This is a genomic window from Gorillibacterium timonense, from assembly GCF_001457415.1.
Classification (GTDB): Bacteria; Bacillota; Bacilli; order Paenibacillales; family NBRC-103111; genus Gorillibacterium; species Gorillibacterium timonense.
In genome coordinates, this window is record NZ_LN881722.1 from 667,818 (window position 1) to 690,811 (window position 22,994).

At 51.9% G+C, this 22,994-nt stretch carries 22 protein-coding genes; 16 read left to right on the forward strand and 6 right to left on the reverse strand.

Features of this window, described 5'->3' with window-relative positions:
* The first annotated feature begins 315 nt into the window (after positions 1–315).
* The 8 genes from BN2684_RS07485 (at position 316) to BN2684_RS07520 (ending at position 8,990) form a co-directional block, all read left to right on the forward strand.
* The gene (locus tag BN2684_RS07485) at positions 316–1,215 is read left to right on the forward strand and encodes a branched-chain amino acid ABC transporter permease (RefSeq protein WP_058301515.1); all 900 of its coding nucleotides are present in this window, start codon (positions 316–318) and stop codon (positions 1,213–1,215) included.
* A 3-nt stretch (positions 1,216–1,218) separates the two neighbouring features.
* Complete coding sequence (locus BN2684_RS07490) at positions 1,219–2,187, forward strand: branched-chain amino acid ABC transporter permease (protein ID WP_058301516.1); 969 nt, start codon at positions 1,219–1,221, stop codon at positions 2,185–2,187.
* Complete coding sequence (locus tag BN2684_RS07495) at positions 2,162–2,938, forward strand: ABC transporter ATP-binding protein (protein WP_058301517.1); 777 nt, start codon at positions 2,162–2,164, stop codon at positions 2,936–2,938. Before BN2684_RS07490 ends, BN2684_RS07495 begins: the two co-directional genes overlap by 26 nt.
* A gap of 6 nt (positions 2,939–2,944) precedes the next feature.
* Positions 2,945–3,646 (forward strand): ABC transporter ATP-binding protein, encoded by a 702-nt coding sequence (locus tag BN2684_RS07500; RefSeq protein ID WP_058301518.1) that lies wholly within the window; start codon positions 2,945–2,947, stop codon positions 3,644–3,646.
* A gap of 31 nt (positions 3,647–3,677) precedes the next feature.
* The gene (locus BN2684_RS07505) at positions 3,678–4,847 is read left to right on the forward strand and encodes an ABC transporter substrate-binding protein (RefSeq protein WP_058301519.1); all 1,170 of its coding nucleotides are present in this window, start codon (positions 3,678–3,680) and stop codon (positions 4,845–4,847) included.
* A 190-nt stretch (positions 4,848–5,037) separates the two neighbouring features.
* Positions 5,038–6,366 carry a helix-turn-helix domain-containing protein gene (locus BN2684_RS07510; protein WP_058301520.1) on the forward strand — a complete coding sequence of 443 codons (1,329 nt, stop codon included), beginning with the start codon at positions 5,038–5,040 and terminating at the stop codon, positions 6,364–6,366.
* A 3-nt stretch (positions 6,367–6,369) separates the two neighbouring features.
* Positions 6,370–7,023, forward strand: coding sequence for a hypothetical protein (locus BN2684_RS07515; protein ID WP_058301521.1), 654 nt, complete (start codon positions 6,370–6,372; stop codon positions 7,021–7,023).
* Between the two features lie 170 nt (positions 7,024–7,193).
* Positions 7,194–8,990, forward strand: a complete 1,797-nt coding sequence (locus BN2684_RS07520; RefSeq protein WP_058301522.1) for a B12-binding domain-containing radical SAM protein — start codon at positions 7,194–7,196, stop codon at positions 8,988–8,990.
* Between the two features lie 151 nt (positions 8,991–9,141).
* Here the strand turns inward: BN2684_RS07520 and BN2684_RS07525 are convergent, their stop codons facing one another.
* Positions 9,142–9,768, reverse strand: a complete 627-nt coding sequence (locus tag BN2684_RS07525) for a TetR/AcrR family transcriptional regulator (RefSeq protein ID WP_058301523.1) — start codon at positions 9,766–9,768, stop codon at positions 9,142–9,144.
* A gap of 189 nt (positions 9,769–9,957) precedes the next feature.
* On the opposite strand from BN2684_RS07525, the gene BN2684_RS07530 reads away from it, so the two are divergent.
* The 3 genes from BN2684_RS07530 to BN2684_RS07540 all read left to right on the forward strand — a co-directional run bounded on the left by BN2684_RS07530 (position 9,958) and on the right by BN2684_RS07540 (position 14,342).
* Positions 9,958–12,264, forward strand: coding sequence for an MMPL family transporter (locus BN2684_RS07530; protein WP_082651818.1), 2,307 nt, complete (start codon positions 9,958–9,960; stop codon positions 12,262–12,264).
* Positions 12,265–12,646: 382 nt separating this feature from the next.
* Entirely contained in the window at positions 12,647–13,147 is a 501-nt protein-coding gene (locus tag BN2684_RS07535; RefSeq protein ID WP_058301524.1) for an effector binding domain-containing protein, read from the forward strand.
* A gap of 286 nt (positions 13,148–13,433) precedes the next feature.
* A complete protein-coding gene (locus BN2684_RS07540) occupies positions 13,434–14,342 on the forward strand; it encodes an AraC family transcriptional regulator (RefSeq protein ID WP_234340183.1) in 909 nt (302 codons plus the stop codon).
* A 74-nt stretch (positions 14,343–14,416) separates the two neighbouring features.
* Here BN2684_RS07540 and BN2684_RS07545 read toward each other — a convergent pair whose 3' ends face one another.
* From BN2684_RS07545 to BN2684_RS07565, 5 genes are all read right to left on the reverse strand, one after another.
* Positions 14,417–15,172 (reverse strand): aminoglycoside adenylyltransferase domain-containing protein, encoded by a 756-nt coding sequence (locus BN2684_RS07545; protein ID WP_058301526.1) that lies wholly within the window; start codon positions 15,170–15,172, stop codon positions 14,417–14,419.
* 140 nt (positions 15,173–15,312) lie between these two features.
* Positions 15,313–15,576 carry a CD3324 family protein gene (locus tag BN2684_RS07550; RefSeq protein ID WP_058301527.1) on the reverse strand — a complete coding sequence of 88 codons (264 nt, stop codon included), beginning with the start codon at positions 15,574–15,576 and terminating at the stop codon, positions 15,313–15,315.
* 386 nt (positions 15,577–15,962) lie between these two features.
* Positions 15,963–16,925, reverse strand: a complete 963-nt coding sequence (locus BN2684_RS07555) for a type I phosphomannose isomerase catalytic subunit (RefSeq protein ID WP_058301528.1) — start codon at positions 16,923–16,925, stop codon at positions 15,963–15,965.
* A 39-nt stretch (positions 16,926–16,964) separates the two neighbouring features.
* Positions 16,965–17,540 carry a tRNA 5-(aminomethyl)-2-thiouridylate-methyltransferase MnmM gene (locus BN2684_RS07560; RefSeq protein ID WP_058301529.1) on the reverse strand — a complete coding sequence of 192 codons (576 nt, stop codon included), beginning with the start codon at positions 17,538–17,540 and terminating at the stop codon, positions 16,965–16,967.
* Between the two features lie 6 nt (positions 17,541–17,546).
* Positions 17,547–18,500, reverse strand: a complete 954-nt coding sequence (locus tag BN2684_RS07565) for a tRNA modification radical SAM protein MnmL/YtqA (protein ID WP_058301530.1) — start codon at positions 18,498–18,500, stop codon at positions 17,547–17,549.
* Positions 18,501–18,705: 205 nt separating this feature from the next.
* Between BN2684_RS07565 and BN2684_RS07570 the strand changes: the two genes are divergently transcribed.
* From BN2684_RS07570 to infC, 5 genes are all read left to right on the forward strand, one after another.
* Entirely contained in the window at positions 18,706–19,206 is a 501-nt protein-coding gene (locus BN2684_RS07570; protein WP_058301531.1) for a WGxxGxxG family protein, read from the forward strand.
* Positions 19,207–19,452: 246 nt separating this feature from the next.
* Positions 19,453–19,626 (forward strand): hypothetical protein, encoded by a 174-nt coding sequence (locus tag BN2684_RS24710; RefSeq protein ID WP_187385756.1) that lies wholly within the window; start codon positions 19,453–19,455, stop codon positions 19,624–19,626.
* Between the two features lie 172 nt (positions 19,627–19,798).
* Positions 19,799–20,509 (forward strand): tRNA (guanosine(46)-N7)-methyltransferase TrmB, encoded by a 711-nt coding sequence (gene trmB / locus BN2684_RS07575; protein ID WP_058301532.1) that lies wholly within the window; start codon positions 19,799–19,801, stop codon positions 20,507–20,509.
* Positions 20,510–20,969: 460 nt separating this feature from the next.
* Complete coding sequence (locus tag BN2684_RS07580) at positions 20,970–22,202, forward strand: glycosyltransferase family 2 protein (RefSeq protein WP_058301533.1); 1,233 nt, start codon at positions 20,970–20,972, stop codon at positions 22,200–22,202.
* Between the two features lie 269 nt (positions 22,203–22,471).
* Positions 22,472–22,963, forward strand: a complete 492-nt coding sequence (gene infC, locus BN2684_RS07585) for a translation initiation factor IF-3 (RefSeq protein ID WP_058301534.1) — start codon at positions 22,472–22,474, stop codon at positions 22,961–22,963.
* Positions 22,964–22,994 lie beyond the last annotated feature (31 nt).

The following is a 22,994-nucleotide window of genomic DNA, read 5'->3' on the forward strand; positions in this document are numbered from 1 at the left end:
CAGATGAAATCCGCACTTACCAAAGGTTAGTGAATGATGAGCCCTCGCAGGAATTCTGCGGGGGCTTTTTCTTTTTCCTTGATAGATAAGGATTTTTTCGATTGAATGCGTTTTCTGAAAATGACCAATGATTGGAATTTTTTATTAGTATATACCGTTTTTTTTATGAGCCCAGTTCACGTTTTGTTCATGCTTCTATCTAGAAGTGATTACCTCTTCGTGTTACTATAAATAACATTAAAATCAACCTTTCTGGTACGCTAAAGCATCGTGGCGGTAACACCAAACACAGACAAAGAATCGAGAGGGTGCCTGATGGATTATCACATTCAGCAGTTAATCAACGGAATTTCGGTTGGCAGCATCTATGCTCTGATCGCTCTTGGGTACACCATGGTGTACGGCATCATCAAGCTCATCAACTTTGCGCATGGCGACGTCTTCATGGTAGGGGGCTTCGTCGGTCTGTATACGACGCAAATCCTCGAGAAATTCCTCCCTCCCGTTCCGATGTTTCTCACGGCTCTCATTGTTGCGATGCTCTTCAGTTCCATACTCGGTGTGTTGATCGAACGTCTCGCTTACCGTCCTCTTCGCGGGGCATCCCGGATTGCAGTCCTCATCACGGCCGTCGGCATGTCCTTCCTCCTCGAATACGTCATGATGGCTATTGTCGGCCCTCAGGCCAAAGGGTACCCCGGCATCATCGGCAAAAAAACTTTTCATCTATATGGAGACATTCAGATCGATTCCAATCAGGTGATGATCCTGCTCGCCACCATCATCCTGATGCTCGTCCTGGTCTACGTCGTTCACAAGACGAAGACCGGCAAAGCGATGCGGGCCGTTTCTTACGACATGGAAGCCGCACGGCTGATGGGCATCAACGTCGACCGGACGATCTCCGCCACCTTCGCCATCGGCTCGGCACTCGCAGCGGCAGCCGGCGTAATCTTCGGCATGACCTACAGCTCCATCGACCCGCTCATGGGCATCATGCCCGGCTTGAAAGCCTTCGTTGCCGCCGTTCTCGGCGGAATCGGCAGCATTCCCGGCGCACTCGTCGGCGGTTTGCTGCTCGGAACGATTGAGACGGAGGTATCCGCCAACGGCTTCTCCATGTGGCGCGACGGCGTCGCCTTCCTCGTGCTGATCCTGATCCTGATCTTCCGGCCATCCGGACTCTTCGGCAAAAACATCAGGGAGAAGGTGTAACCCATGGCGATCCTGCGCAAGCTCAATTCCTTCTGGTTGTTTCTCGCCGGCTCTCTCGTTCTCTTCGCCGTTATTCAGGTTCTTCTCAGCACCGAGACCATGGGAGACGTGTTTCAGTCCACGGTTGTTCTGATTGGCATCAACATCATCCTCACGGTCTCGCTTAATCTGATCAACGGCATCACCGGTCAATTTTCTCTCGGCCATGCGGGGTTCATGTCCGTCGGCGCCTATGCTTCCGCGATCATGACGCTCGATTTTTCGGTGCCGTTTCCTCTTGCTCTCATCATCGGCGGCTGTGCCGCGGCACTTTGTGGAGCGGTGATTGGAATTCCTACCCTCCGGCTCAAGGGAGACTATCTGGCGATCGCCACCCTTGGCTTCGGGGAGATCATCCGAATCACTTTCCTTAATACGGAATACGTAGGAGGAGCTGCGGGACTGAGCGGCATTCCCAATAAGACGACCTGGATCTGGTTGTTCCTGTTCACGGCGGTCAGCGTCATCATGATCCAGAACTTCATTCGCTCCAAGCATGGCAGAGCCTGCATCGCCATCCGGGAGAATGAGATCGCCGCGGAAGCGATGGGCATCAACACCACCACCTACAAGGTGATCGCGTTCATGATCGGCGCCTTCTTCGCCGGGATTGCCGGCGGCTTGTCAGCCCATTTCTTCTATGTCATCAGCCCTTCCAGCTTCGGCTTCATGAAATCGTTCGAGATTCTCGTCATGGTGGTGCTCGGCGGCCTCGGTAGCACGAGCGGCGCCATTCTCGGGGCAATCGTTCTCACCGTGCTGTTCACTCTACTGCAGCCATATCCCGAGCTTCGCATGATCATTTATTCCGCGTCGCTTGTTCTGATGATGATTTTTCGCCCCGGCGGTCTTTTGGGTACGAAAGAATTTTCGCTTTCGTTTTTGAAGAAGAAGGAGGGGGAACCGCATGATATCGCCAGCCGTTCTGCTTAATGTCAAGGAAGCGAGCCGTCAGTTCGGAGGCATCCGGGCCCTGACCGATGTTTCCATTGAGCTCCGCTCCGGGGAACTGATCGGCCTGATCGGACCGAACGGGGCCGGCAAGACCACCTTGTTCAACCTGCTAACCGGTGTGTATGAACCCTCACAAGGCGAAATCACCCTGAACGGACAGTCCATTGGAGGCAAAAAGCCTTATGAGATCTGCCACAAGGGAGCGGCCCGCACCTTCCAGAACATCCGCCTGTTCGGAGAGATGACAGTCGCCGAAAACATCAAGATTGCTTATACCCAGCATGCTAAATACTCCATATGGTCTTCGCTCTTCCGCCTTCCCGCTTTCTCCAAGGGAGAGAAGGAAATCGAAGAGAAGGCCGACGAGCTGTTAAAAATCTTTGGCCTCTCGGAGCATAAGCATGAGAAATCGAAGAACCTCAGCTACGGGGCCCAGCGCCGATTGGAGATCGCCCGCGCCTTGGCCGCCCGGCCGAAGCTGCTCTTGCTCGACGAACCAGCAGCCGGCATGAACCCGCAGGAGACCCGCGAGCTCATGAACCTGATCCGCTGGATTCGTGAGGAATTCGATCTGACCATCCTCCTGATCGAGCATGACATGTCCCTCGTCATGGGGGTCTGCGACCGCATTTACGTCTTGGACCAAGGCAAGCTCATCGCCGAAGGAACTCCCGAACGCATCCGCAACAACAAGGCCGTCATCGACGCTTATCTCGGACAGGAGGCCTAAATCAGCATGCTCAGAGTCGACAACATGGATGTGTATTATGGGGCGATCCACGCCCTGAAAGGCATCACTCTTGAAGTGAACGAGGGGGAGGTCGTCTCCCTGATCGGCGCCAACGGTGCCGGCAAATCGACGCTGCTCAAGACGATATCCGGTTTGCTAAAGCCCAAAACCGGGGATATTCGCTTCCTCGACAAGCCGATCGCCGGCTGCTCCGCGCAGTCGATCGTGAGCCTCGGGCTCGTCCATTGCCCGGAAGGCCGTCGGATCTTCGCCAACATGACCGTGGAGGAAAATCTCGATCTCGGAGCTTATCTCCGCAAGGACAAAGAGGTGCAGAAAGATATCGAAGGCGTATATGAGCGCTTTCCGCGGCTCGGGGAACGCCGCAAGCAGCAGGCCGGGACCCTGTCCGGCGGTGAACAGCAGATGCTGGCCATCGGACGCGCCTTGATGAGCCGCCCGAAGCTGCTGCTCTTGGACGAACCGTCCATGGGGCTTGCCCCCATGCTCGTTCAAGAGATTTTCCGAGTGGTCGAGGAGATCAACAAGAGCGGGACGACGGTCCTCTTGGTCGAGCAGAACGCCAATCAGGCGCTGAAGATCGCCCATCGGGCGTATGTGGTGGAGACAGGCAAGATCGTTCTGTCCGGTACGGGCGCGGAGCTGTCCGCTGCGGAAGAGGTTAAGTTGGCTTATTTGGGCCATTAACAATAATTAGGGGGATAAGGGAGGATACCGTATGAAGGTTGGGAAAGCTTCGATTTTGGCGGCTGCGCTCGTTCTGGCAATCGGAACGACAGGCTGCGGTAACAAAAAGGCCAGCGACAGCGGGGACATTCTGATTGGGGCCAACTTTGAAATGACCGGGGGTGTCGCTTCCTTCGGTAACTCCTCTTTGAACGGCGTGAAGCTGGCCGTCAAGCAGATCAACGACGACGGCGGCGTACTCGGCCGCAAGCTGAAGGTTCTGGAAGCGGACAACGCCTCCAAAGCGGATGAAGCCACTCGCGCTGCTCAGAAGCTGATTGCGGACGGAGCCATCGCTCTCGTCGGTCCGGTAACGACCGGTAACACGATGGGCGCCGTACCGGTTGCCCAGGAGAAGAAAATCCCGATGATTACGCCGACCGCTACCGCCGTCAAGGTAACGGTAGATGAGCGCACGAGCAAGGTGTACGATTACATCTTCCGCGCCTGCTTCATCGACCCCTTCCAAGGTCAGGTCATGGGAGATTTCGCCTTGAACGAGCTGAAGGTGAAGAACGTTGCGATCTATGTCAACTCGTCCAGCGATTACTCCAAAGGTCTGCAAAAATTCTTTAAGGAAACCTTCGAAAAGGGAGGCGGCAAAATCGTTGCGGAAGAATCCTTCCAGGAGAAGGATACCGATTTCAAAGCCGTGCTGACCCTGCTGAAATCGAAAAACCCGGAAGCCATCTACATCCCCGGCTATTATGAAGAAGTCGGCAAGATCGTCAAGCAAGCTCGCGAGCTTGGCATCACGGTTCCGCTTCTCGGCGGCGACGGCTGGGATTCCCCCAAAATCGTCGAGATCGCCGGCAAAGACGCGCTGAACAACACCTTCTTCTCCAACCACTATGCGCCGGATGATACCTCCAAGGAAATTCAAGATTTCGTCTCCGCCTACAAGAAAGAGTACAGCGACCAGACGCCGGATGCTCTCGCTGCTCTCGGCTACGATTCCGTCAAGCTGCTGGCAGACGCCATCACCCGCGCCGGCTCCACCGACTCCGGCAAGCTGAAGGATGCTCTCGCCGCAACGAAGGATTTGAAGCTGGCAACGGGTACTGTAACGCTGAACGATACTCATGACCCGGTCAAATCCGCCGTCGTTCTGGAATTTGTCGACGGAGTCCAAAAGTTCAAAGCCAAGATCGACCCGAAATAAGCGGCTCGCGTCTCAACGAGAAGCTATCCGATTATCTCAAGAAGCCCGGCTCGCATCCATGCGCAGCCGGGTTTCCCTTTTTGTGAAAGGAAATCTCGCTCGAAGGGACCATTCATCTACGTAAGCGCTCTCGAAAAGATGCTTGTTGAGAAAATGGTGATTTATTACAATAGAAGGAGGTGAGAAAACGATGGATAAAAAGCAATACTTAAAAAAAGCGATCACGATCATCGAAAACAACCTTTCAGACAAAGTGGCTGTGGGACAAATTGCTCTCGATTGCTGTGTTTCCCCTCGACAATTTTATCGTGATTTCTACAGCCTGACCGGTCATTCTGTCCATGAATACATTCGCAGACGGCGGTTGTCAAAGGCCTTAAGCTTACTCAAGAATTCCGAAATGGATGCAGCAGCGGTTGCTTACACATGTGGGTATAGCTCGCAGGCTGCTTTGTGTCAAACCGTTAAAACCTATTTAGGCACGACTCCAAAAGCGTACAAGAATCGCTCCGATCATTATTTTTTTCCTATATTCAATACGGAACGTTTTATGCAAATCGAGGTTAAATCCGAGGCACTTCCCCAAATGATTTCGATCCAATATGGTCATCGTCAGTTAAGGGGGATCGAGAACCGTGCCGTTGCCTATTTTTTATCCCTCATTCCAGAGTATAAAGGAAGGCTATTCGGTAGGAATGAAAAGCAAGTCGGGAGGCAATTTTGTTACGAGCTGCAGGTGGAGTATTCGGAAGCGCTCCTTGAGCAGATCCGAAAGTCGGAATTTATCTTTTCTTCCCTAAAACCTCCTGGCACCTCGATGTACGCGAAAACAATCGTAAAAAATGACGAAGCCGAGATTAACGACGCTTGGGAGTATCTATACAGCCAATGGATGAAGAACAGCATGTTTGAGCAGGGCGATTCGGTCTATTTTGAAGAGTACGTGATCAAAAAAAGCAAAGTCCAGAAGCTCGTCCTGCACCTACCGATCAAGCTTCGCGCTCACTATCATCGAATCGGGATGACGACCTGTGAGGATCGATTGGTTCTCGCTTCTACTCAGCAAGGTGCTCATGCGGAGAAAGCGGCGGCGAAGGTTTTGGGGGATTTCCTATCCAAGCAATATCCTTATTTGCTGCAGACCCAAAAAGAATACTATGTCTCAAAAGAAGGGGACCGCTGCACATGCGGAGTGATGATCAACGAGAGCCGCTATATTCCGAATGATGGGAGCATCTCTTTATTACCGATTCCTGGCGGCACCTATGCGGTTTTGGAAGGTGATTGTTACGGTACAAGCAGTGACGATGAGCATTTTTTACGGCGATGGGTAGAGGAGAACGGATTTGAGAAGGATGGACAAGCCTTCACCCTCTACGATGTCTCGGTGGGTACGGAAAGAAATCAAATCATCGTGCGATCCTATCTGAAAATGGCAGAAAACAATAATACATCGTCCCCAAAGATCGATAAGCTGTCTAGGAATGGGTTAGATTCCTATAAAATGCGAGGTGGATAATCAATGAATGCAGCCCAAAAAGCAAATAACAACCCAGAAGGGTACGGTCCTGGAGAAAAGCCAGAGCTTATCCAAGTGTTTGAGCAGAAAGCGGCAACCCCCTACCAAACCTACAAAACGATCGAGTATCGAATGGATGATGTGGAATATCCGGACAGCTTCAAGATGGCAGGCGTTCCCTATAGCCTGTATCCGGATTTCGCGAATATTGGAAGGTTCCATGACGAATATAAGGCTCTTATGATGGATCGATATGCTCCCTATACGGAAGTGGGCATATCTCGAAGTTTTGGCGAGAGCTACGATTACTTGTTCGGCTGTCAGGTTGAATCTCTGGACGAGCTTCCCGAAGGGCTGATCGGAATCGACACCGGATTGAAACGGTTTGCGTCGATTACGTTCCGAGCCCCGTCTCAGGAGGAGCTGGTGGGAGGCTCCGATGGGCCTGGTGATGCGATGGTTATCGCCACGGAATTTCTAAAAGAGGTTTGGCTGCCTGAGCACTTGGATGAGGTGGCTCCTATCGTGGATTGGGACAGCTCCTGCTTTGAGATCAAGATTGGTGAAGAGACTTATCACATGAACCTGATTGAGGTTTATAAAGTGGAGCTCGACGTTGATGCGGAAATGTGCTATTACATCCCATTGAAACCGTAAGGGATTATTTATTCGGCTGCAACGAGAGCCACTGAACGCTAAAGGAAACGGAACGGCCTTTTGCCGTTCTTTTTCTTTTTTGGAGTCTAGCTATGTTTGGTTTTGTGAACGGCGCGCCTTTTGCTACAATAGAAGAGCTCTCTATTTGTCTCTTAAGAAAGGACGCTTCTATGAACGTCGTACTCGCAACTCTAAACGCCAAATACATTCATACCAACCTCGCGCTCAGGCTTCTCAAGGCTTATTGCGGCGAAGAGTTTCCCGTGGAGATCGCGGAATATACGATTAAAGATCCGACGATGAACATCGTCACCGATCTGTTCGGCAGAAGGCCGGACGTTCTCGGTTTCTCCTGCTACATCTGGAATATCGAAGAGACGCTTCGAATCGTTGAGCTGGTCAAAAAGGTGTTTCCCGACGTGCTCATCGTACTCGGTGGACCGGAAGTTTCCTACGATGCTGACATTTGGCTGAAAAAGTCGCCGGCGGTCGATTTTATCGTCATGGGAGAAGGGGAGGAGCCGTTTCGCGGCTTGCTCAGGCAAATTCGAGATGAGCGGAAGTGGAGCAAGGTCGACGGAATCGCCTTCCGAGATGGCGGCCATATCCGCATGAATCCGGCTGCGGTAAAGCTTGATTTGGACGATATCCCTTCTCCGTACCGCTTTCCCGACGATGCTCTTGAGCTCGGAAGCCGCATCGTTTACTTCGAGACGAGCCGCGGCTGCCCGTTCAACTGCCAGTTTTGTCTGTCGAGTATTGAAACGGGTGTGCGTTATTTCGATATCGAACGGACGAAAGCCGATATTCTCTACCTGGTGCAGAATGGAGCTAAGACGATCAAATTCGTCGACCGCACCTTCAACATCAAACGCGACTACGCGCTGGAAATGTTCGATTTTCTCATCAAGAACCACGGGGGTTGCGTGTTCCAGTTTGAGATCACCGCTGATATCATGCGCCCGGAAGTGCTGCAGTTCCTTGCGGAGAATGCGCCGCCCGGGATCTTCCGATTTGAGATCGGGGTGCAGTCGACCAATGAGACGACGAATGAGCTTGTGAAGCGCAAGCAGAACTTTGCGAAGCTGTGCCGTACGGTGAACGCCGTGAAGGAATCCGGTAAGATCGATCAACATCTGGATTTGATCGCGGGGCTGCCCGGCGAGGATTACACTTCCTTCAAAAAAACCTTCAACGATGTATTCGCTCTGCGTCCCGAAGAGCTGCAGCTCGGTTTCCTGAAAATGCTGCGCGGAACGGGCCTGCGCCGGGAAGCCGACAAATACGGATACGTCTATATGGATCATCCGCCCTATGAGATTCTTGGCAATGAGGTGCTGCCCTTTGCGGATATCGTGCGGATCAAACGGACGGAGGATATGCTCGAGAAGTATTGGAACGATCATCGACTCGATTATTCGGTCACCTTCCTGATTGAGCAGGTGTTTGCGACTCCGTTCGATTTTTTCCAGGAGTTCGGGGATTATGCGGCGGCGGAGGGTTGGCGCACGACAGGGCATCAACTGGAGGATTTGTTCGGAAGGCTGTACCAGTTTCTCGCTGCGCGCGGCACAGAACCTCTCGAGGTGGCGGAGGGGCTCATGAAGCTGGATTATTACCTCGGCCACAAGTACAAGCCGCGCAAGATCTGGTGGGAATCCCGGTCTGGTAGGGAACGTCACACCAGTTCGATTCAGCTCGCGGTGGAGCATCCGGAACGATTCACGGGGCCGTTTGGTTCCTCGAAGGAAATCGAGGGGCAGGAGGGAGCAGCGACCGGACTCGGGCTATTATCGAAGGATCTGTCAAAGCATGCGATGGTGGAGGTTTTGCCGTTCGATCTGGAGCTGTACCGGCGGGATAAGAGAGTGGATTCATCGCGCAGTACCGTGCTTTTGGTGGTCTACCCGCCAGGCCGGGAACGAGCGGAATGCTATACATTTATGCTGGATAAGACCGACTGCTGAATGCGTCGAGACTTCACCGAATTTAATAGCATAGAACGAGAGCGCTCTTGGTATACGAACCAAAAGCGCTTTTGCTTTTCCTAGCGCTTCTCGTTCATACGGCTTGCCGCTGGGGCGTGGAATGGTCTCTCCGCGTTCCTGTCGGGGCTTTCTATTCCATCAAATCACGCGCATGGGTGCCACTGCAGAAGAAGGCGACAATGGCATCGGCGGCTTCTTCGCGAGAGGAGAAGGGGCTCGTCTCCAGCTCGCGCCCTCCGATCATGAGCAGCGCAGAGAAGGCATGGGAGAGAAAGAGCGGGTTTGCTTCTCCAATCTCTCCCTTGGACATCGCATCCCGGAATGTTTCGGCCATCAGTTCGTGGATGCCGCCTTCCGCTTGTCGCATAGCCGCCATCTGTTCATCAGTCACATGGGGGCGGACCTCCCGAAGCATGCTTTCAAAGTCGCTATGACGAACCTGTAAGTAAGCTCGCACGACCTCTCGCAGCCGCTCCGGTAAACTGCCCGGACGGTCGAGAATCAGCTTCGTCTGGTGGCGGACGTTTCCCATGAGCATGACGATGCTGGCTGTAAACAACTCCGCCTTGTTATGGAAGTAGTAATAGACGGAGGCTTTGGTCACTCCACAGGCGTCTGCAATGGCATCAAGAGAAACCTTCTCATATCCGTGCTCCATAAACAACCGAGAGGACAACGCAAGAATTTGCTCCTTTACGTTCTGGGAGGTATCCGATGTTTTAGGGCGTCCGGGTTGACGTTTCGAGGGTTTGTTCATAGGCTTGTACTCCATTTTTAACATATTTGTAAATGAGAATAATTATTATTTATCTTGATAATTAACCTACTGGTATATATAATAAAAATCGAAATCGACCTTTAACACCCTTTCCAGCACTGGGAGGGTTTTGTCCAAGTTACGGCTTTATTATAGCGTGCGCGGAGCAGAAAGAACACCTGACGGGAGATGATCCAAGTGGAATGGGAAAACGAAGAAGCTGGCAGACAAACGAATAAGTCCTTTTTGGACCATTTGAGCAGAGGGGTGGCAGGTCCCAAGTCGCGCTGGGTGATCGTTCTTCTCTGGATCGTGCTCATTAGCGTGCTGACCCTCATCTGGCCATCCGTGTCCAAGGAAGAAAATGACGGAGCGAAGAACCTGGCGGCAACAGAGCCTTCCGTCATCGCGGAGGAGATAGCCGCCAAAGAATTTCCTGGAGAAGACGGCATTCCGGCTCTCGTGGTGTGGAATCGCGAGAAAGGACTCACCGAGGATGACCTGGCCGCCATCCGTCAGGTGACGGAAGCCTTGACCGAGAAGCCTGCGCCGGGTATGCAATCCGTCCTTCCTTATCACCTGTTGCCGCTTCCCGCCATGCAGGGCAGCCTGTCTCAGGACCGCAGCACGCTGGTCATGCCTGTACTTTTCCGAAACGGGTTGGACAGCGACCAACTCAAGGAAGGGCTGGAGCAGCTGACGGCCAGTGTCAAAACCACAATTGCCGACGATCCGTTCACCGCTGCCAGCCGAGATCCGGAGCTTCTTAACGCACGGATTACCGGGCCAGCCGGAATCGCCGTCGATGCTACCGGCTTGTTCAAGGATGCGGATGTCTCGCTGCTTATCGCCACCGTGATCCTCGTCCTGGTTCTGCTGTTATTCATCTACCGCTCGCCGGTGCTCGCGCTCATTCCGATCGTTGCGGTCGGCTTCGCCTACGGTCTGATCAGCCCCATTCTCGGCAAGCTGGCACAGGAAGGCATCATTGTGGTGGACTCGCAAGCGATCTCGATCATGACCGTGCTCCTCTTTGGTGCCGGTACGGATTACTGTCTGTTCCTCGTCGCGCGCTACCGAACCTATTTGACGCTTGAGGCTGACAAACGGAAGGCTCTCGCTCGGGCCATCAAGGGCTCCGCCGGGGCCATAGCGATGAGCGGATTGACCGTTGTGTTATCCTTACTTGCCCTTTTGCTGACGCACTACGGGGCTTACCACCGGTTTGCGATTCCATTCAGCCTGTCGATTCTGGTCATGGGCTTGGCGAGCCTAACCCTCGTTCCCGCCCTTCTCGCCATCATGGGCAGAGGATCCTTTTTCCCTGTCATTCCGCGAACCGAGGCGATGAGGAAGGATCTTGCACGCCGCAAGGGGAAGCTGTATCGGGAACGTAAAACCGGCAAGCTCGGTGGAGCTATCGGTTCTCTCGTAACCGGGAAGCCTGTGGCCGTGACGGTTCTGTCGCTCGTTCTGCTTGTCGGTCTTGCGGCCTTCACGCCTGGAATCAAGGTGACCTATGACATCCTTTCCTCCTTTCCAGGCGACATGCCGTCGCGCGAAGGTTTTGCCACTCTCGGGGAGAAATTCAACCCCGGTTCGCTGGCTCCCGTCCAAGTGATGGTGGATTCGGAGGGGAAGGCGACCGAGGTGGGCGATGTCCTCGCCAAGCTTCCTTATGTCGCTAGCGTTTCCGATCCGAAGGAGAGTGCGAGCAATCCGACAATCGTCGCCTACGAGCTGGAGCTAGCGATTAACCCTTATTCCTATGAAGCGATGGGGCATATTCCTGATATTCGTCAGGCGGTCGTCGAAGCTTTGACCAAGGCTGGGGTTCCCACCGCGGATGAACATGTATGGATCGCCGGACAGACCGCCCAGCAGCACGATACGGAAGAAGTTACGCGAAGAGATTCGCTCACGGTCATGCCGGTTGTCATCGGCCTTATCGCACTTCTGCTGCTCGTATACCTGCGCTCCATTATCGCCATGCTCTACTTGGTTGGGACGGTGCTGCTTTCCTTCTTCTCGGCACTCGGCCTCGGTTGGCTCATCCTCCACTACGGCTTTGGTGTGGATGCGATTCAGGGCGCCATTCCTTTGTATACCTTCGTTTTCCTCGTCGCGCTAGGTGAGGATTACAACATCTTTATGGTGTCCAGCATCTGGCAAAAGGCGCGAAAGGGAGTCCCTTTACGGACTGCGGTCAGTGAAGGCGTCAAAGAGACGGGATCGGTGATCACATCCGCGGGGATCATTCTGGCAGGCACATTCGCCGTCCTGACCAACCTGCCCATCCAGGTTCTGCTTCAATTCGGACTCATCACGGCGCTCGGTGTGCTTCTGGATACCTTCCTCGTCCGGCCTTTCCTGGTTCCGGCTATCACAGTGCTGTTGGGCCGCTATGCTTTCTGGCCGAGCAAAGCATGGAAGCTGCCGAACACCATCTCTCGTGCGCCGCGCAAGGAATATGGACAAACGACAAGTTACGAATGAATGAATCATATAGGAAAAGAACTGACGGCTTGCACAGCGTCAGTTTTTTTTCGTTTAAGCTGAAAGCGTTAACGCGAAGAGTCGAATTTTGATACAATCATTCAGCTAACAGGCAAGATAGTCGCAAAAAAAGGAAAAATGACATTTTTAGAGAAATAAAATAATTATTAATCAAATAGGAAGGGGATGTTCTCTTATTCGATAAAATTACCTTATTTTAACATTACGACCTTAGATTTTGGGAGATCAATATCGTGATATCAGGTTAATGTTGATTACATAATTCGGTCAATAAAGGAATCGAGTTTGCATTGCTTAAAAGCTCAGGTAATCCGTTAATGCCAACATAGAAAATTTAACTAATGTGCTGGAGGTTAAAATAATGGGTAAACCGACAATCGAAGTATTTCAAATGAAGCACGATGAGTTTCTTTTTTTGGGTATGGAAAGTTCGCTTCAAAACCCGGATTTTCAAAAAATATGGGAAAACTTTTTTAATGCTGGCGGATTTGATAAAATCGAACCCTATCAAAAAGAGCCATGCCCTATGAACATATGGCATAATAACAATCCCGAATACGATGTTTATTTTATCGGTAAAATCGTTGAAGGAATAGACGAAGCACCTGAAGGGTATACATTAATGAAATTTCCCGCGCGTGAATTTCTTGTCGTTACTCATGAATGGTTATCCGAACATGAAAGAATTGTCGGGGAAGATGGGAATGGACAATGCAACAGATATGCGGATAACGTACAAATACCGGACGGCTATATAAGATATGACGAATCCGGTAGTCAAATTAAGTTAATCGAAAGAGAATATTCCGATACCGAAAACGGACATAGATATGAGGTTTGGGTACCAATAAAAAAATTATAGAAGCAATCTTACAAAGAACCATAAAATTGCAAAAATGTCCATCCCATATGTGTCTTTTACCATCAATGTGGTCGAATACACTTATCTTCTAAATTTAAGCTGAACATCCTAATGTCAATCATTAACTTAATGGGTAACGATAGTTTAATCACTGGCAACAAGGCCGTCGATTACTTCGATGGCCTTGTTGCCATGTTGATGACGTAAACTTCGACTATTGAGAATAAACATCACAACTTAGATCATAAATTCGTTCTTGCTTTTCCGTATGATGGATACAAGGGAGATGAACAGATTGTATGAATGGAACGAAGCGATCCAAAAAATGATTGACTGGATTGAGGACCATGTCACGGAAAACCCATCGCTATTAGATATGTCAAAGCAGATAGGGTATTCCCCTTATTATTGCTCGACGCAGTTTCACAAGATTGCCGGCATGACATTAAAAAGCTATATGGCAGGGCGACGGCTCTGCCTCGCAACGCTGGACATCCGAGACTCCAACGAGCGCATACTCGATATCGCAATCCGATATGGATTTTCTTCGCAGGAGGCGTTCACCCGGGCTTTTGTTACCGCATATGGATGTACACCGTATGTATTCCGTAAAAATCCCCGGCCATTGCCTCTGTCCATCAAACAAACTGTACTCTTCCCCGAACACTATAAAGGAAAGGGAGAATCGACAATGAGCCGAACGATTTTAACAGACGCTAGTATCCGTATAGAGTACATTCCTGCACACAAATACATTGGAGTATACGACAACACTTCAACGAATTATGGGGAACTATGGGCAGGCCATGATTGCGATTTAATTACGGGATTGGTTGAAAGCATGGGTCATATCAGTCATCCTGTAGTAACTGCTCATACTGCGGGATGGACTTGGAAGGACGGCAAGAAAACTTATTTCTACGGTCTTGGTGTGCCATTCGAGTACGAGGGTGAAATTCCCAAGGGTTTTGACATGCGCGAGTTTGCCGCAAGCTATTACCTTGTGTTCTCCCATCCGCCTTTTCATTATTTGAAGGATAACGGAGAAGTCATGAGCCGAGTCGAGAGCCTGGCATGGACGTTTGACCCTTCCACAATGGGATACAAATGGAATGAAGATGTGTGTCAGGACTATCAAAGACATTATCCTGAAGGCTTGGGCTATCAAGTCTTGAGGCCAGTGGCGAAGCTGTAAGCTTAAGCTACAAACACGGAATCACTCAAAGAAACGACTAATTCAAGACGAGTTAGTCGTTTCTTCGTCGATCATTACACCTTTGAAAGCTCCTTTTTTATTTCCATTAGCATATACTCGGCAAATGCTGAAAGTTGAGATGGATTACCATAATTATCCGTGCTCACTCCGGTATACTCATTCAAGTAAAATTGAACCAGATCTCGATACGGATTAGGTACGTTCTCTACCCCCCATATCCCCCCTTCTTTCTTTGATGAGATTTTGCCTTCCCTAATGAAATAAAGCACTCTGCATAAGTTCAATGTCAGGTACAGAGGGTTCTCCATAATTGCATCGGATGCACCTTCGATGTCGTGAAGGATGGAAGCAAGATAGTGTTGACTGTCTATCGGTGGGTAAAGGTCTGCAAGTGGTCTTCCATATAAGGTCCTGCCTCTGTGATAGGCTACCGTTATTTGAGAAGCTAGATCCTGATCCTCATAGCCCCCTATCAAATAATGTTCATTTGCGCGATACTGCTCACGGTGATAATCGGAGAAATGAAACTCACAAGGTGTCGGGTATACAGACTCAAGTAGAGCAGCCTCCAAGATTACGCTGCATTCAATCCCATTCTCGATTTCATCACGCAGCGATAGAATCTTGTGTGATAGCTGTTTCGCGGATAAGGTCGGTAATGGTTCTTTTACGACAATTAATAGATCAATATCGCTCCTTGAAGGATTAAAACATCCCATTGCCAAAGAACCATGAAGATAGAGTCCAACTAAATTCTCTCTTAACTCCTCTACAAATATAGCTTTTATTTTGTCTAAAGTGATCTGCATTTGAGTAAGCCTCCTTGTATTCTAATGATCAGTTCAATTGTAGGAAAAGAATTGAACCGAAGATAGGCAAAGAATATACTTACCTATGTTTGCACAACAAAAAGGCTCACGTTCGTGTTCCTTGCACGCGAGCCTTTTTGCTATTTCTTTGTACGATAAACGATTTTCTTTATACTGTCATGGGACAGGCAAAATGAACTTGAAAGTTGATCCAGAGCCATACCCTGTTGGAATAATTGCCGGATCTCTGTGTTTCGTTTCAGAAGAAATTTTCTCTGACCCGATTTTTGTCCCCACTTTTTCCTGCTTGGAGAAGGGATATAAAGAATCTGACCTTGAACATATTTTTGGATTTCAAGAAGTAAATCATCGGGTAAAACATCACTTGCGGAAACATATTTCATAAGCTTCGCTCCTCCTTCATCACCTTTCGATGGCAGGGTGCAAAGCCTATATAACAAACGATATCAAGATTTATTCAGCGGTTAAGGAAAGCAGGCTCCATACAAACAACCGCTGTTGTTCATCATACAGACTTTGCATGGAGCAAATTTCACGAAGGGATGGTTTTCTATTCAACTTCATGACGGCTTCTCCTCTCTCTTACCATTTTCTTAAACATTATCATGTACTTGTATTTTTCTTCAAGATCTTTGGTAAATCTTCTTGAGGGGATTCTCCACCGTTAGATCGGCAGGAAGGTCAGCGGTAAGAAGGATTAAATCGAAAAAGGCTCGGCAGAAGGGACCGTGAGGTCGCTCTGTCGAGCCTTTGTTTCACGCGGGGCCGTTTACGGCAAATAGCTGCGGAGCACGGTCATATTTCCGTCGAGGCTGTATGCGCCAAGCGAGGCGGGCAGCAGATAGCATTCGCCTGGAGCCAGAACAGCTTCCCCGTCTTCCCAGACAAGCTTGCCAGCGCCATCGCAAATGACGAGGATCGTGAAGGTGTCCGGAGTGGTCGCAAGCTCCCAAGCTTGGGTAACGACACCCTTCTCAGTGATGAAATAGGGGGAATGGGCGAGCTCCAGCCATTCGTTCGGAGTCGCGCCGTTCGTCTTTTGGCGGGTTGCTCCAGAGCCTTCATAGGCGATGACGTTGAGCGAGTCCTCGATATGCAGCTCCCGGGGCTTGCCGTCGAGACCGGGGCGGTTGTAGTCGTACAGACGATAGGTAGTATCGGAATTTTGTTGAATTTCGGCGACGAGCACGCCGGCGCAGAGAGCATGAACGGTTCCGGCCGGGATATAGAAGGAATCTCCCGCCTCAACCGGCACTTCCTGCAGGCTGTCCATGATGCGCCCTTCCTGGATGGCTTCCGCCAGCTCGGCGCGGCCGACTCCGTCCTTCAGGCCGTAGATGATCTTCGCTCCCGGCTTCGCGCTAAGGACGTACCACATTTCGGTTTTGCCGAGCTCTCCGGCGGGAAGCTTCTCATAATGATCGTTCGGATGCACCTGCACGGACAAGTCGTCCTGGCAGTCGAGCAGCTTGATCAGGAGCGGGAACCGAGCATCCTTGGAATAGCCCTTGCTGCCGAAGAATTCAGCGCCGTATTGTTCGCGCACTTCATTGAGACCGAGACCGTCTAGCTCTCCGCCGACGACTTGAGTCGTGCCATTGGCGTGATCTCCGATCGTCCAGGCTTCGCCGATGCGGCCTTCCGGCAGTTCGAAGCCGAATTGTTCCAGGGCGCGGCCGCCCCAGACCCGTTCCTTCATCTCGGGTTTAAACTTCAGTGGGTATGCTTTCATGTGTACATTCCGCCTTTCCGACTATGGGATGAAATAGGGTTACTTGCGTTTGGAGACCCCGATCAGATAGGGCGCGGTTGCCTCCCGATTGACAAACCGGTAAGTGAGCGCCTCATACTCCGCGCCTGGAAGCTGTTCTGCCCAGTCTTGAACGGCATGGGCCTCTTGGCCTCCGCCGGCATGTCCGGGATAGAGCACCGCTGTCAGCACCCCGCCTCTGCGAAGCAAGCGGCAGGCCGCTTCCAGCGCGGGAAGCGTCGTTTCCGGAAGCGTGATGACGCCGCTGTCCGCACCGGGGAGATAGCCAAGGTTGAACATGACGGCGGCGATTTTCCCGAGGTGGGCCGGTTCGACGGCTTCTTTCATTACATGATGCGATTTGGCGATCAGTCTGACCTCCGACAGCCCCGGTTGGCCTTGCAGCCGCTCGCGCGTTCGGTTGAGTGCTTCCTCTTGAATGTCGAAACTGTAGACGGTTCCGCGCGGTCCGCTTTTTTGTGCCAGGAACAAGGTGTCTACCCCGGTGCCTGCGGTTGCGTCCACCGCGATCTCACCCGGCTGCAGTCGTTCCCCGACTAGCTTCTGGGCATAGGCCAGAACCGATACGAATCCCATTCTTCATCAGCCTTTCCCAGCATACGCTTTTCCTTGCCATGTGTTTCGCTTCTCGAGCTCGTCGTCAATCGCGTTCAGGACTTCCCACTTCTTCAAGCTCCACATCGGCCCGATCAAGAGATCGCGGGGAGCGTCGCCGGTCAGTCGATGAACGATCATTTCCGGCGGGAGCATCTCCAGGGTGTCGGCGATGAGGCCGACATACTCGTCCTTCTCCAGGAAACGCAGGAGTCCGGCTTCATATTGCTTGACCATGGGGGTCTTGCGCATGAGATGCAGCAGATGGATTTTGATGCCCTGCACATCCATGTCCGCAACCGCTCTGCCGGTCGCAAGCATCATTTCGCGGTCCTCGCCCGGCAGCCCATAGATGATGTGCGCGCAGGTGCGAATGCCGTGACGGCGCAGCTTCTCGACCCCTTCGATAAAACAAGCGGTGTCATGAGCGCGGTTGATGAGCGTGGATGTCGATTCGTGAATCGTTTGCAGGCCCATTTCGATCCAGAGATAGGTGCGTTCATTAAGCTCCGCCAGGTACTCGACGACATCATCCGGCAGACAGTCCGGACGAGTTGCGATGGAAAGCCCTACGACGCCCGGCTGCTCAAGAATCGCTTCAAAATACTCCCGAAGCACATCGACGGGCGCATACGTGTTGGTATAGGCCTGGAAATATCCGATATAACTCGCTTCGGGCCACTTCTTGTGCTGGAGATCGCGGACGGAATTGAACTGGGTGACCAAGTCGTCCCTGCGCCGCCCGGCGAAATCTCCCGATCCCCGTGAACTGCAAAAGGTGCAGCCTCCGATGGAGATGCGGCCGTCCCGGTTAGGACAAGTGAATCCCGCATCCAGCATGACCTTGAACACCTTGGTTCCGAAGGTTTCGCGCATTTCATGATTCCAGGTGTGGAACCGTTTGCCGCTCCATAGCAGCGGTTGTTGCGTGTCCGTGGGCATGGGTTCCTCCTGTAGGCTCGTTGGGTATGGAATGAAGCCGTTCGCTTTCCCCATTTTAGCGGAAAACCGCATAAATTGCGAACCCGGAATGCAGAGCGGGACGTTGGGAATCCGGGTGGACTGGTTCGGTTGGTCGGATAAACAGGCCCCCTCCGGTGAACAATAAACGCGTACCAAAAATCACTCTGAAGAAAGGGGTTTTCCATTGAAAAAGCTCGGTTTGGCTCTAATGCTTCTTATGCTTGTTGCGGTGATGGGAGCCGGCGCAGCCTTCGCGGAGGGGACGGCAGCTCATCCGGTGAAGAACGTGACGAACGCCTCAACCGGTATTCTGAGAAACGACGCAGCCTATACGGGGAACGGCGCTGGCATGACCGGTCTTGGTCTTGGGACGGTTGCTGCAACTCCGTACTACGGAACCGGTGTTTACCACAACTATGGGTATAGCCCGAGCCCGAGTCTGACTCCGACTCCTGCCGGCGGGTATGGGGTGACGGGAACGTACAACACCTATAACCGACAAAATTACACCACGTACGGGACGAATCCCTACGGCACCGGTATCCGCACCAATACGTACCGGGCAAGAGCAGCGACGAATGGCAGCAACTGGGGATGGCTTGGCCTGCTCGGCCTCTTCGGTCTTGCGGGGATGCGCAGCCGCAATGAGCGCACGGTGGATGACCGCTCGCACAACAAGATTTAAGGGGACAATCCGCTTCTTTTCTCCGTAAATTCCGGAGGGGAGAAGTGGATTTTTTTCAGGAAAACCGGGCATTTTTACTTGAGTTATCTCACATGATATGTTATATTACAAATGTAGGGAAATGATATCCCGATAACCGGTGCGCGTTCAGCGGACCCGTTGAAAACGTACCTCCTGTTGCCGACTTCATGTTCTTTCACGCCGCCCGTCTTTCGGATTCCACTTATAGTGAAGGAGTGAACCAGCATGGCTGTTCAAGTCGCAATTCCCCAAGGGGAAAAGAAGGTAACCGTGGAGTTGACGGTGAAGGAAGCGATGGCCCTCGGTGGCTACCGGTTCAATGACGATCCGCATCTCCGCACCGATGCCCGCAAACGGGTTTTGGATTCTCTCGACAAGACTCTTCTCGAAACCCACTAACCGATGCAACTCATCCCATGATGGCCCCTGCGCTCGCTGCGGGGGCTTTTGTTATTCTTCGATGGAACAAAGACCAATTGGGCTTTAGCGGGCGCTGGTTTTTCGCTTTGCATTTTCCGGGTCGATGGCTTATCCTTTGGTAGATAATAAGGCAAGGTGGAGGAACGAACGGATGCGACTTAGAGGAAGAAAAGGGATTCGCGAAGAGCTGGAACGGCAGAACGATCTGATCGTACTGGATCCCCGGCAGCTGAAGGGAAAGTGGAAGGAGCACTTCGGGAATGATCGTCCGATCCATGTCGAGCTCGGCATGGGCAAAGGAATTTTTATCAGCGAGATGAGCCGGCGCAACCCGGAGATCAATTTCATCGGCATCGACCGGTATGACGAGCTGCTGCGCCGGGCAGCGGATAAGGCTCGCTCGTTACATGAAGAGCCGCGACAGTGGAATCTGGCGCTCGCGCTTCTGGATATCTCGCATATTTCGGAGGTGTTCGCGGAAGGCGAGGTCGAGCGGGTTTATCTCAACTTCAGCGATCCTTGGCCGAAGAAGCGCCATGCAAGAAGAAGACTGACGGCACCGGGATTCCTGGAGCAGTATTCCGGGTTCCTCAACGAACGCGGTGAAATCCATCTGAAGACGGATTCCCGGTCGCTGTTCGAATACTCCCTGAACTCCTTCGCGGACACGAACCTCCGTATGCGGAATATCTCGCTCGATCTGCACGGAGAAGGAGTGCGCGAGGATTTGGTGATGACGGAATATGAGAAGAAATTTGTCGAACAGGGACTTCCGATCCATCGCTGTGAAGTTCTAATTGGAAAAGAAGCGCTCCGCCATCATGAGGAACAGCGGGCAACCGAGCGGGAAGAAGCGCTATAAACCGACGAAATCCGGACGAGTGGAAGCTCTTAGTCCGGATTTCCCATTTTTCCGCCGGAATGGAACTTTTCGGGGTTTGAAACGTTCTCTAATTTGACAGACTAAATGCTGATGATTCACTCTGAGCCGGATGGGGTAAATCGTGAAGGATGCGGCTCGGTACTGCAGCGAAGGGAGGATGAAAAGCCTAATTTTGTTCATTGCGCCAAAACGCCAGAAACGATCCGTTTTGCAGGCTTGTGGGGCGAAATGCGGCCCTGTGGATGCATAAGCGTCCCGTTTCCTCCGTGTGCCTTCGCTTATTCAGGGAAACGGGGTTTTGACAAAGCACGGTATTCAAGCGAAAATCAGAGTCGGGCAGCGTTTTACAAACGCTTTAAAGAGATAAAGCAAAACAGACAGAATGAAAAAGAGAGAAAATCAAATACACAAAGATGTATTTGAAAAAGGGGGAAACACAATGCTGGACACGGTACTTGTAGTTTTACAAGTGGTGTTCGTGCTGATCGGGGGGTATCAAACGATTGTAGCGTTCTTCGGCCTCGCCAAGAAGGACAAGCGTGCTGAGTTCGCGCCGCAAAAATCGTTTGCCATCCTGGTCGCCGCCCACAACGAAGAAAAGGTCGTCGGTGCGCTTCTCGAGAATCTGCGCCATCTCAACTATCCGAAAGAGCTTTACGACGTATTCGTCATCGCCGACAATTGCACCGACAAAACGGCGGCTATCGCACGCAGCTACGGTGTCCATGCGTTTGAACGTCATGACCCTTCCCGCCGCGGCAAAGGCTATGCGATCGAATGGATGCTTCGCGAGCTGTGGAAGCTTTCCCGGGAGTACGATGCCGTTGTCATGTTTGACGCGGACAATCTGGCCAGCCCGGACTATCTCCTGCACATGAACAATGATCTTTGCTCGGGCTCCCGCGTCATCCAGGCTTACCTGGATACCAAGAACCCGCACGATTCCTGGATCACTTCGGCTTATGCCGTTTCTTACTGGTTTTGCAACCGACTCTGGCAGATGTCTCGCCGAAACCTCGGTCTCGCCAACTACCTGGGTGGGACGGGCATGTGCTTTGAATCGAAACTCCTGCGGGAAATTGGCTGGGGAGCAACAAGCCTGGTAGAGGACTTGGAATTCACCATGCGCTGCGTAAAACGCGGCGTCTATCCGACCTTCAACTACGACGCCAAGGTGTTCGACGAAAAGCCGCTTACCTTCAAGGCGTCCTGGAAACAGCGCCTGCGCTGGATGCAGGGCCACTTCGAAGTCGCCCGGCGGTATTTTCTACCTTTGTTCTGGCAAGGGATCAAGGAGCGGAATTGGACCAAGATCGACATGTCCCTCTACGCCTTGAACGTCTATAACGTCTTTATCACCGGACTGGTCACCGTGATCCTGTACATGGATATGCTGCTGCCCGGTCAGCCCCACCTGACGTCGATTTATGCGCATGCGCCGTGGCTTCTCTTGACGATATCTCTGCTCAGCGTGGTGCAGTTCCCGATCGCCCTCTTCCTGGAGAAGGCGCCGAAGAAGATCATCAAATCGCTCATCAGCTTCCCGATCTACTTGCTGTCCTGGTATCCTCTGACGTTCTATGCGTTCTTCACGCAGACCAACAAGCAGTGGAGCCATACCCAGCATACGCGCGTCATCCGCATCGACGAGATGCAGAAGCAGGCGAGCTAGAGGGGAATCCTTGGGGATTTGCACGGAGCGGTGCAGTTTGATTAAACATGGTTGACAACATACGGAACAGCATGCTAAGATATTTGAGTGTGTTTAACGAAGAAGAAGCGCCCGCTTCTCACCTGCCCGGCAACGGCCGGCTGGTTCATCCACAATGCTGTTGCGAGCTACGGAGATGTGGGCCTTTTCTGCCTGCATCTCCTTCTTTGTTGTGGAAGGAAATGCGACCAACCATTATGTGGAGGTGGAAAGCTATCAGTAAGGACCATATGATTAACGAAGAAATTCGTGCCAAGGAAGTGCGGCTCATCGGAGGCGAAGGAGAACAGCTCGGCATTGTGCCGTTTCGCGAAGCTCTTCAAATGGCTGTCGATGCCAACCTTGATCTGGTCAACGTAGCCCCCCAGGCCAAGCCCCCGGTATGCCGGATTATGGACTATGGGAAGTTCCGCTACGAGCAGCAGAAGAAGGAAAAGGAAGCCCGCAAAAACCAGAAGGTTGTGGAGCTGAAGGAAGTTCGCTTCAGCGCGACGATCGACGAGCACGATTTTCAAACGAAGCTGCGCAATGTTTTGAAGTTTCTGAATGAACAGGATAAGGTCAAATGTTCGGTGCGCTTTCGCGGCCGTGAGATCACTCACGCTTCGATCGGACAAAAGGTGCTTGAGAGGGTGGCGGAAGAAGCTAAGGATATTTGCGTCGTAGAACGCAGGCCGAAGCTGGAAGGCCGCAGCATGATCATGATCCTGTCCCCGAAATAAGGCCGGCCCGACCTTTTCACATAATCAGTCC

What these genes read in the sequence shown, in the direction of transcription:
- BN2684_RS07530 (WP_082651818.1), top strand. Translation starts at nt 9,958, where the DNA reads ATGATCCAAGTGGAATGGGAAAACGAAGAAGCTGGCAGACAAACGAAT.
- BN2684_RS07485 (WP_058301515.1), top strand. Translation starts at nt 316, where the DNA reads ATGGATTATCACATTCAGCAGTTAATCAACGGAATTTCGGTTGGCAGC.
- BN2684_RS07540 (WP_234340183.1), top strand. Translation starts at nt 13,434, where the DNA reads ATGAACAGATTGTATGAATGGAACGAAGCGATCCAAAAAATGATTGAC.
- BN2684_RS07535 (WP_058301524.1), top strand. Translation starts at nt 12,647, where the DNA reads ATGGGTAAACCGACAATCGAAGTATTTCAAATGAAGCACGATGAGTTT.
- BN2684_RS07505 (WP_058301519.1), top strand. Translation starts at nt 3,678, where the DNA reads ATGAAGGTTGGGAAAGCTTCGATTTTGGCGGCTGCGCTCGTTCTGGCA.
- BN2684_RS07550 (WP_058301527.1), bottom strand. Translation starts at nt 15,576, where the DNA reads ATGAAATATGTTTCCGCAAGTGATGTTTTACCCGATGATTTACTTCTT.
- BN2684_RS07560 (WP_058301529.1), bottom strand. Translation starts at nt 17,540, where the DNA reads ATGGGATTCGTATCGGTTCTGGCCTATGCCCAGAAGCTAGTCGGGGAA.
- BN2684_RS07555 (WP_058301528.1), bottom strand. Translation starts at nt 16,925, where the DNA reads ATGAAAGCATACCCACTGAAGTTTAAACCCGAGATGAAGGAACGGGTC.
- BN2684_RS07515 (WP_058301521.1), top strand. Translation starts at nt 6,370, where the DNA reads ATGAATGCAGCCCAAAAAGCAAATAACAACCCAGAAGGGTACGGTCCT.
- BN2684_RS07525 (WP_058301523.1), bottom strand. Translation starts at nt 9,768, where the DNA reads ATGAACAAACCCTCGAAACGTCAACCCGGACGCCCTAAAACATCGGAT.
- BN2684_RS07510 (WP_058301520.1), top strand. Translation starts at nt 5,038, where the DNA reads ATGGATAAAAAGCAATACTTAAAAAAAGCGATCACGATCATCGAAAAC.
- BN2684_RS07545 (WP_058301526.1), bottom strand. Translation starts at nt 15,172, where the DNA reads ATGCAGATCACTTTAGACAAAATAAAAGCTATATTTGTAGAGGAGTTA.
- BN2684_RS07495 (WP_058301517.1), top strand. Translation starts at nt 2,162, where the DNA reads ATGATATCGCCAGCCGTTCTGCTTAATGTCAAGGAAGCGAGCCGTCAG.
- BN2684_RS07500 (WP_058301518.1), top strand. Translation starts at nt 2,945, where the DNA reads ATGCTCAGAGTCGACAACATGGATGTGTATTATGGGGCGATCCACGCC.
- BN2684_RS07490 (WP_058301516.1), top strand. Translation starts at nt 1,219, where the DNA reads ATGGCGATCCTGCGCAAGCTCAATTCCTTCTGGTTGTTTCTCGCCGGC.
- trmB (WP_058301532.1), top strand. Translation starts at nt 19,799, where the DNA reads ATGCGACTTAGAGGAAGAAAAGGGATTCGCGAAGAGCTGGAACGGCAG.
- BN2684_RS07580 (WP_058301533.1), top strand. Translation starts at nt 20,970, where the DNA reads ATGCTGGACACGGTACTTGTAGTTTTACAAGTGGTGTTCGTGCTGATC.
- BN2684_RS07565 (WP_058301530.1), bottom strand. Translation starts at nt 18,500, where the DNA reads ATGCCCACGGACACGCAACAACCGCTGCTATGGAGCGGCAAACGGTTC.
- BN2684_RS07520 (WP_058301522.1), top strand. Translation starts at nt 7,194, where the DNA reads ATGAACGTCGTACTCGCAACTCTAAACGCCAAATACATTCATACCAAC.
- BN2684_RS24710 (WP_187385756.1), top strand. Translation starts at nt 19,453, where the DNA reads ATGGCTGTTCAAGTCGCAATTCCCCAAGGGGAAAAGAAGGTAACCGTG.
- infC (WP_058301534.1), top strand. Translation starts at nt 22,472, where the DNA reads ATGATTAACGAAGAAATTCGTGCCAAGGAAGTGCGGCTCATCGGAGGC.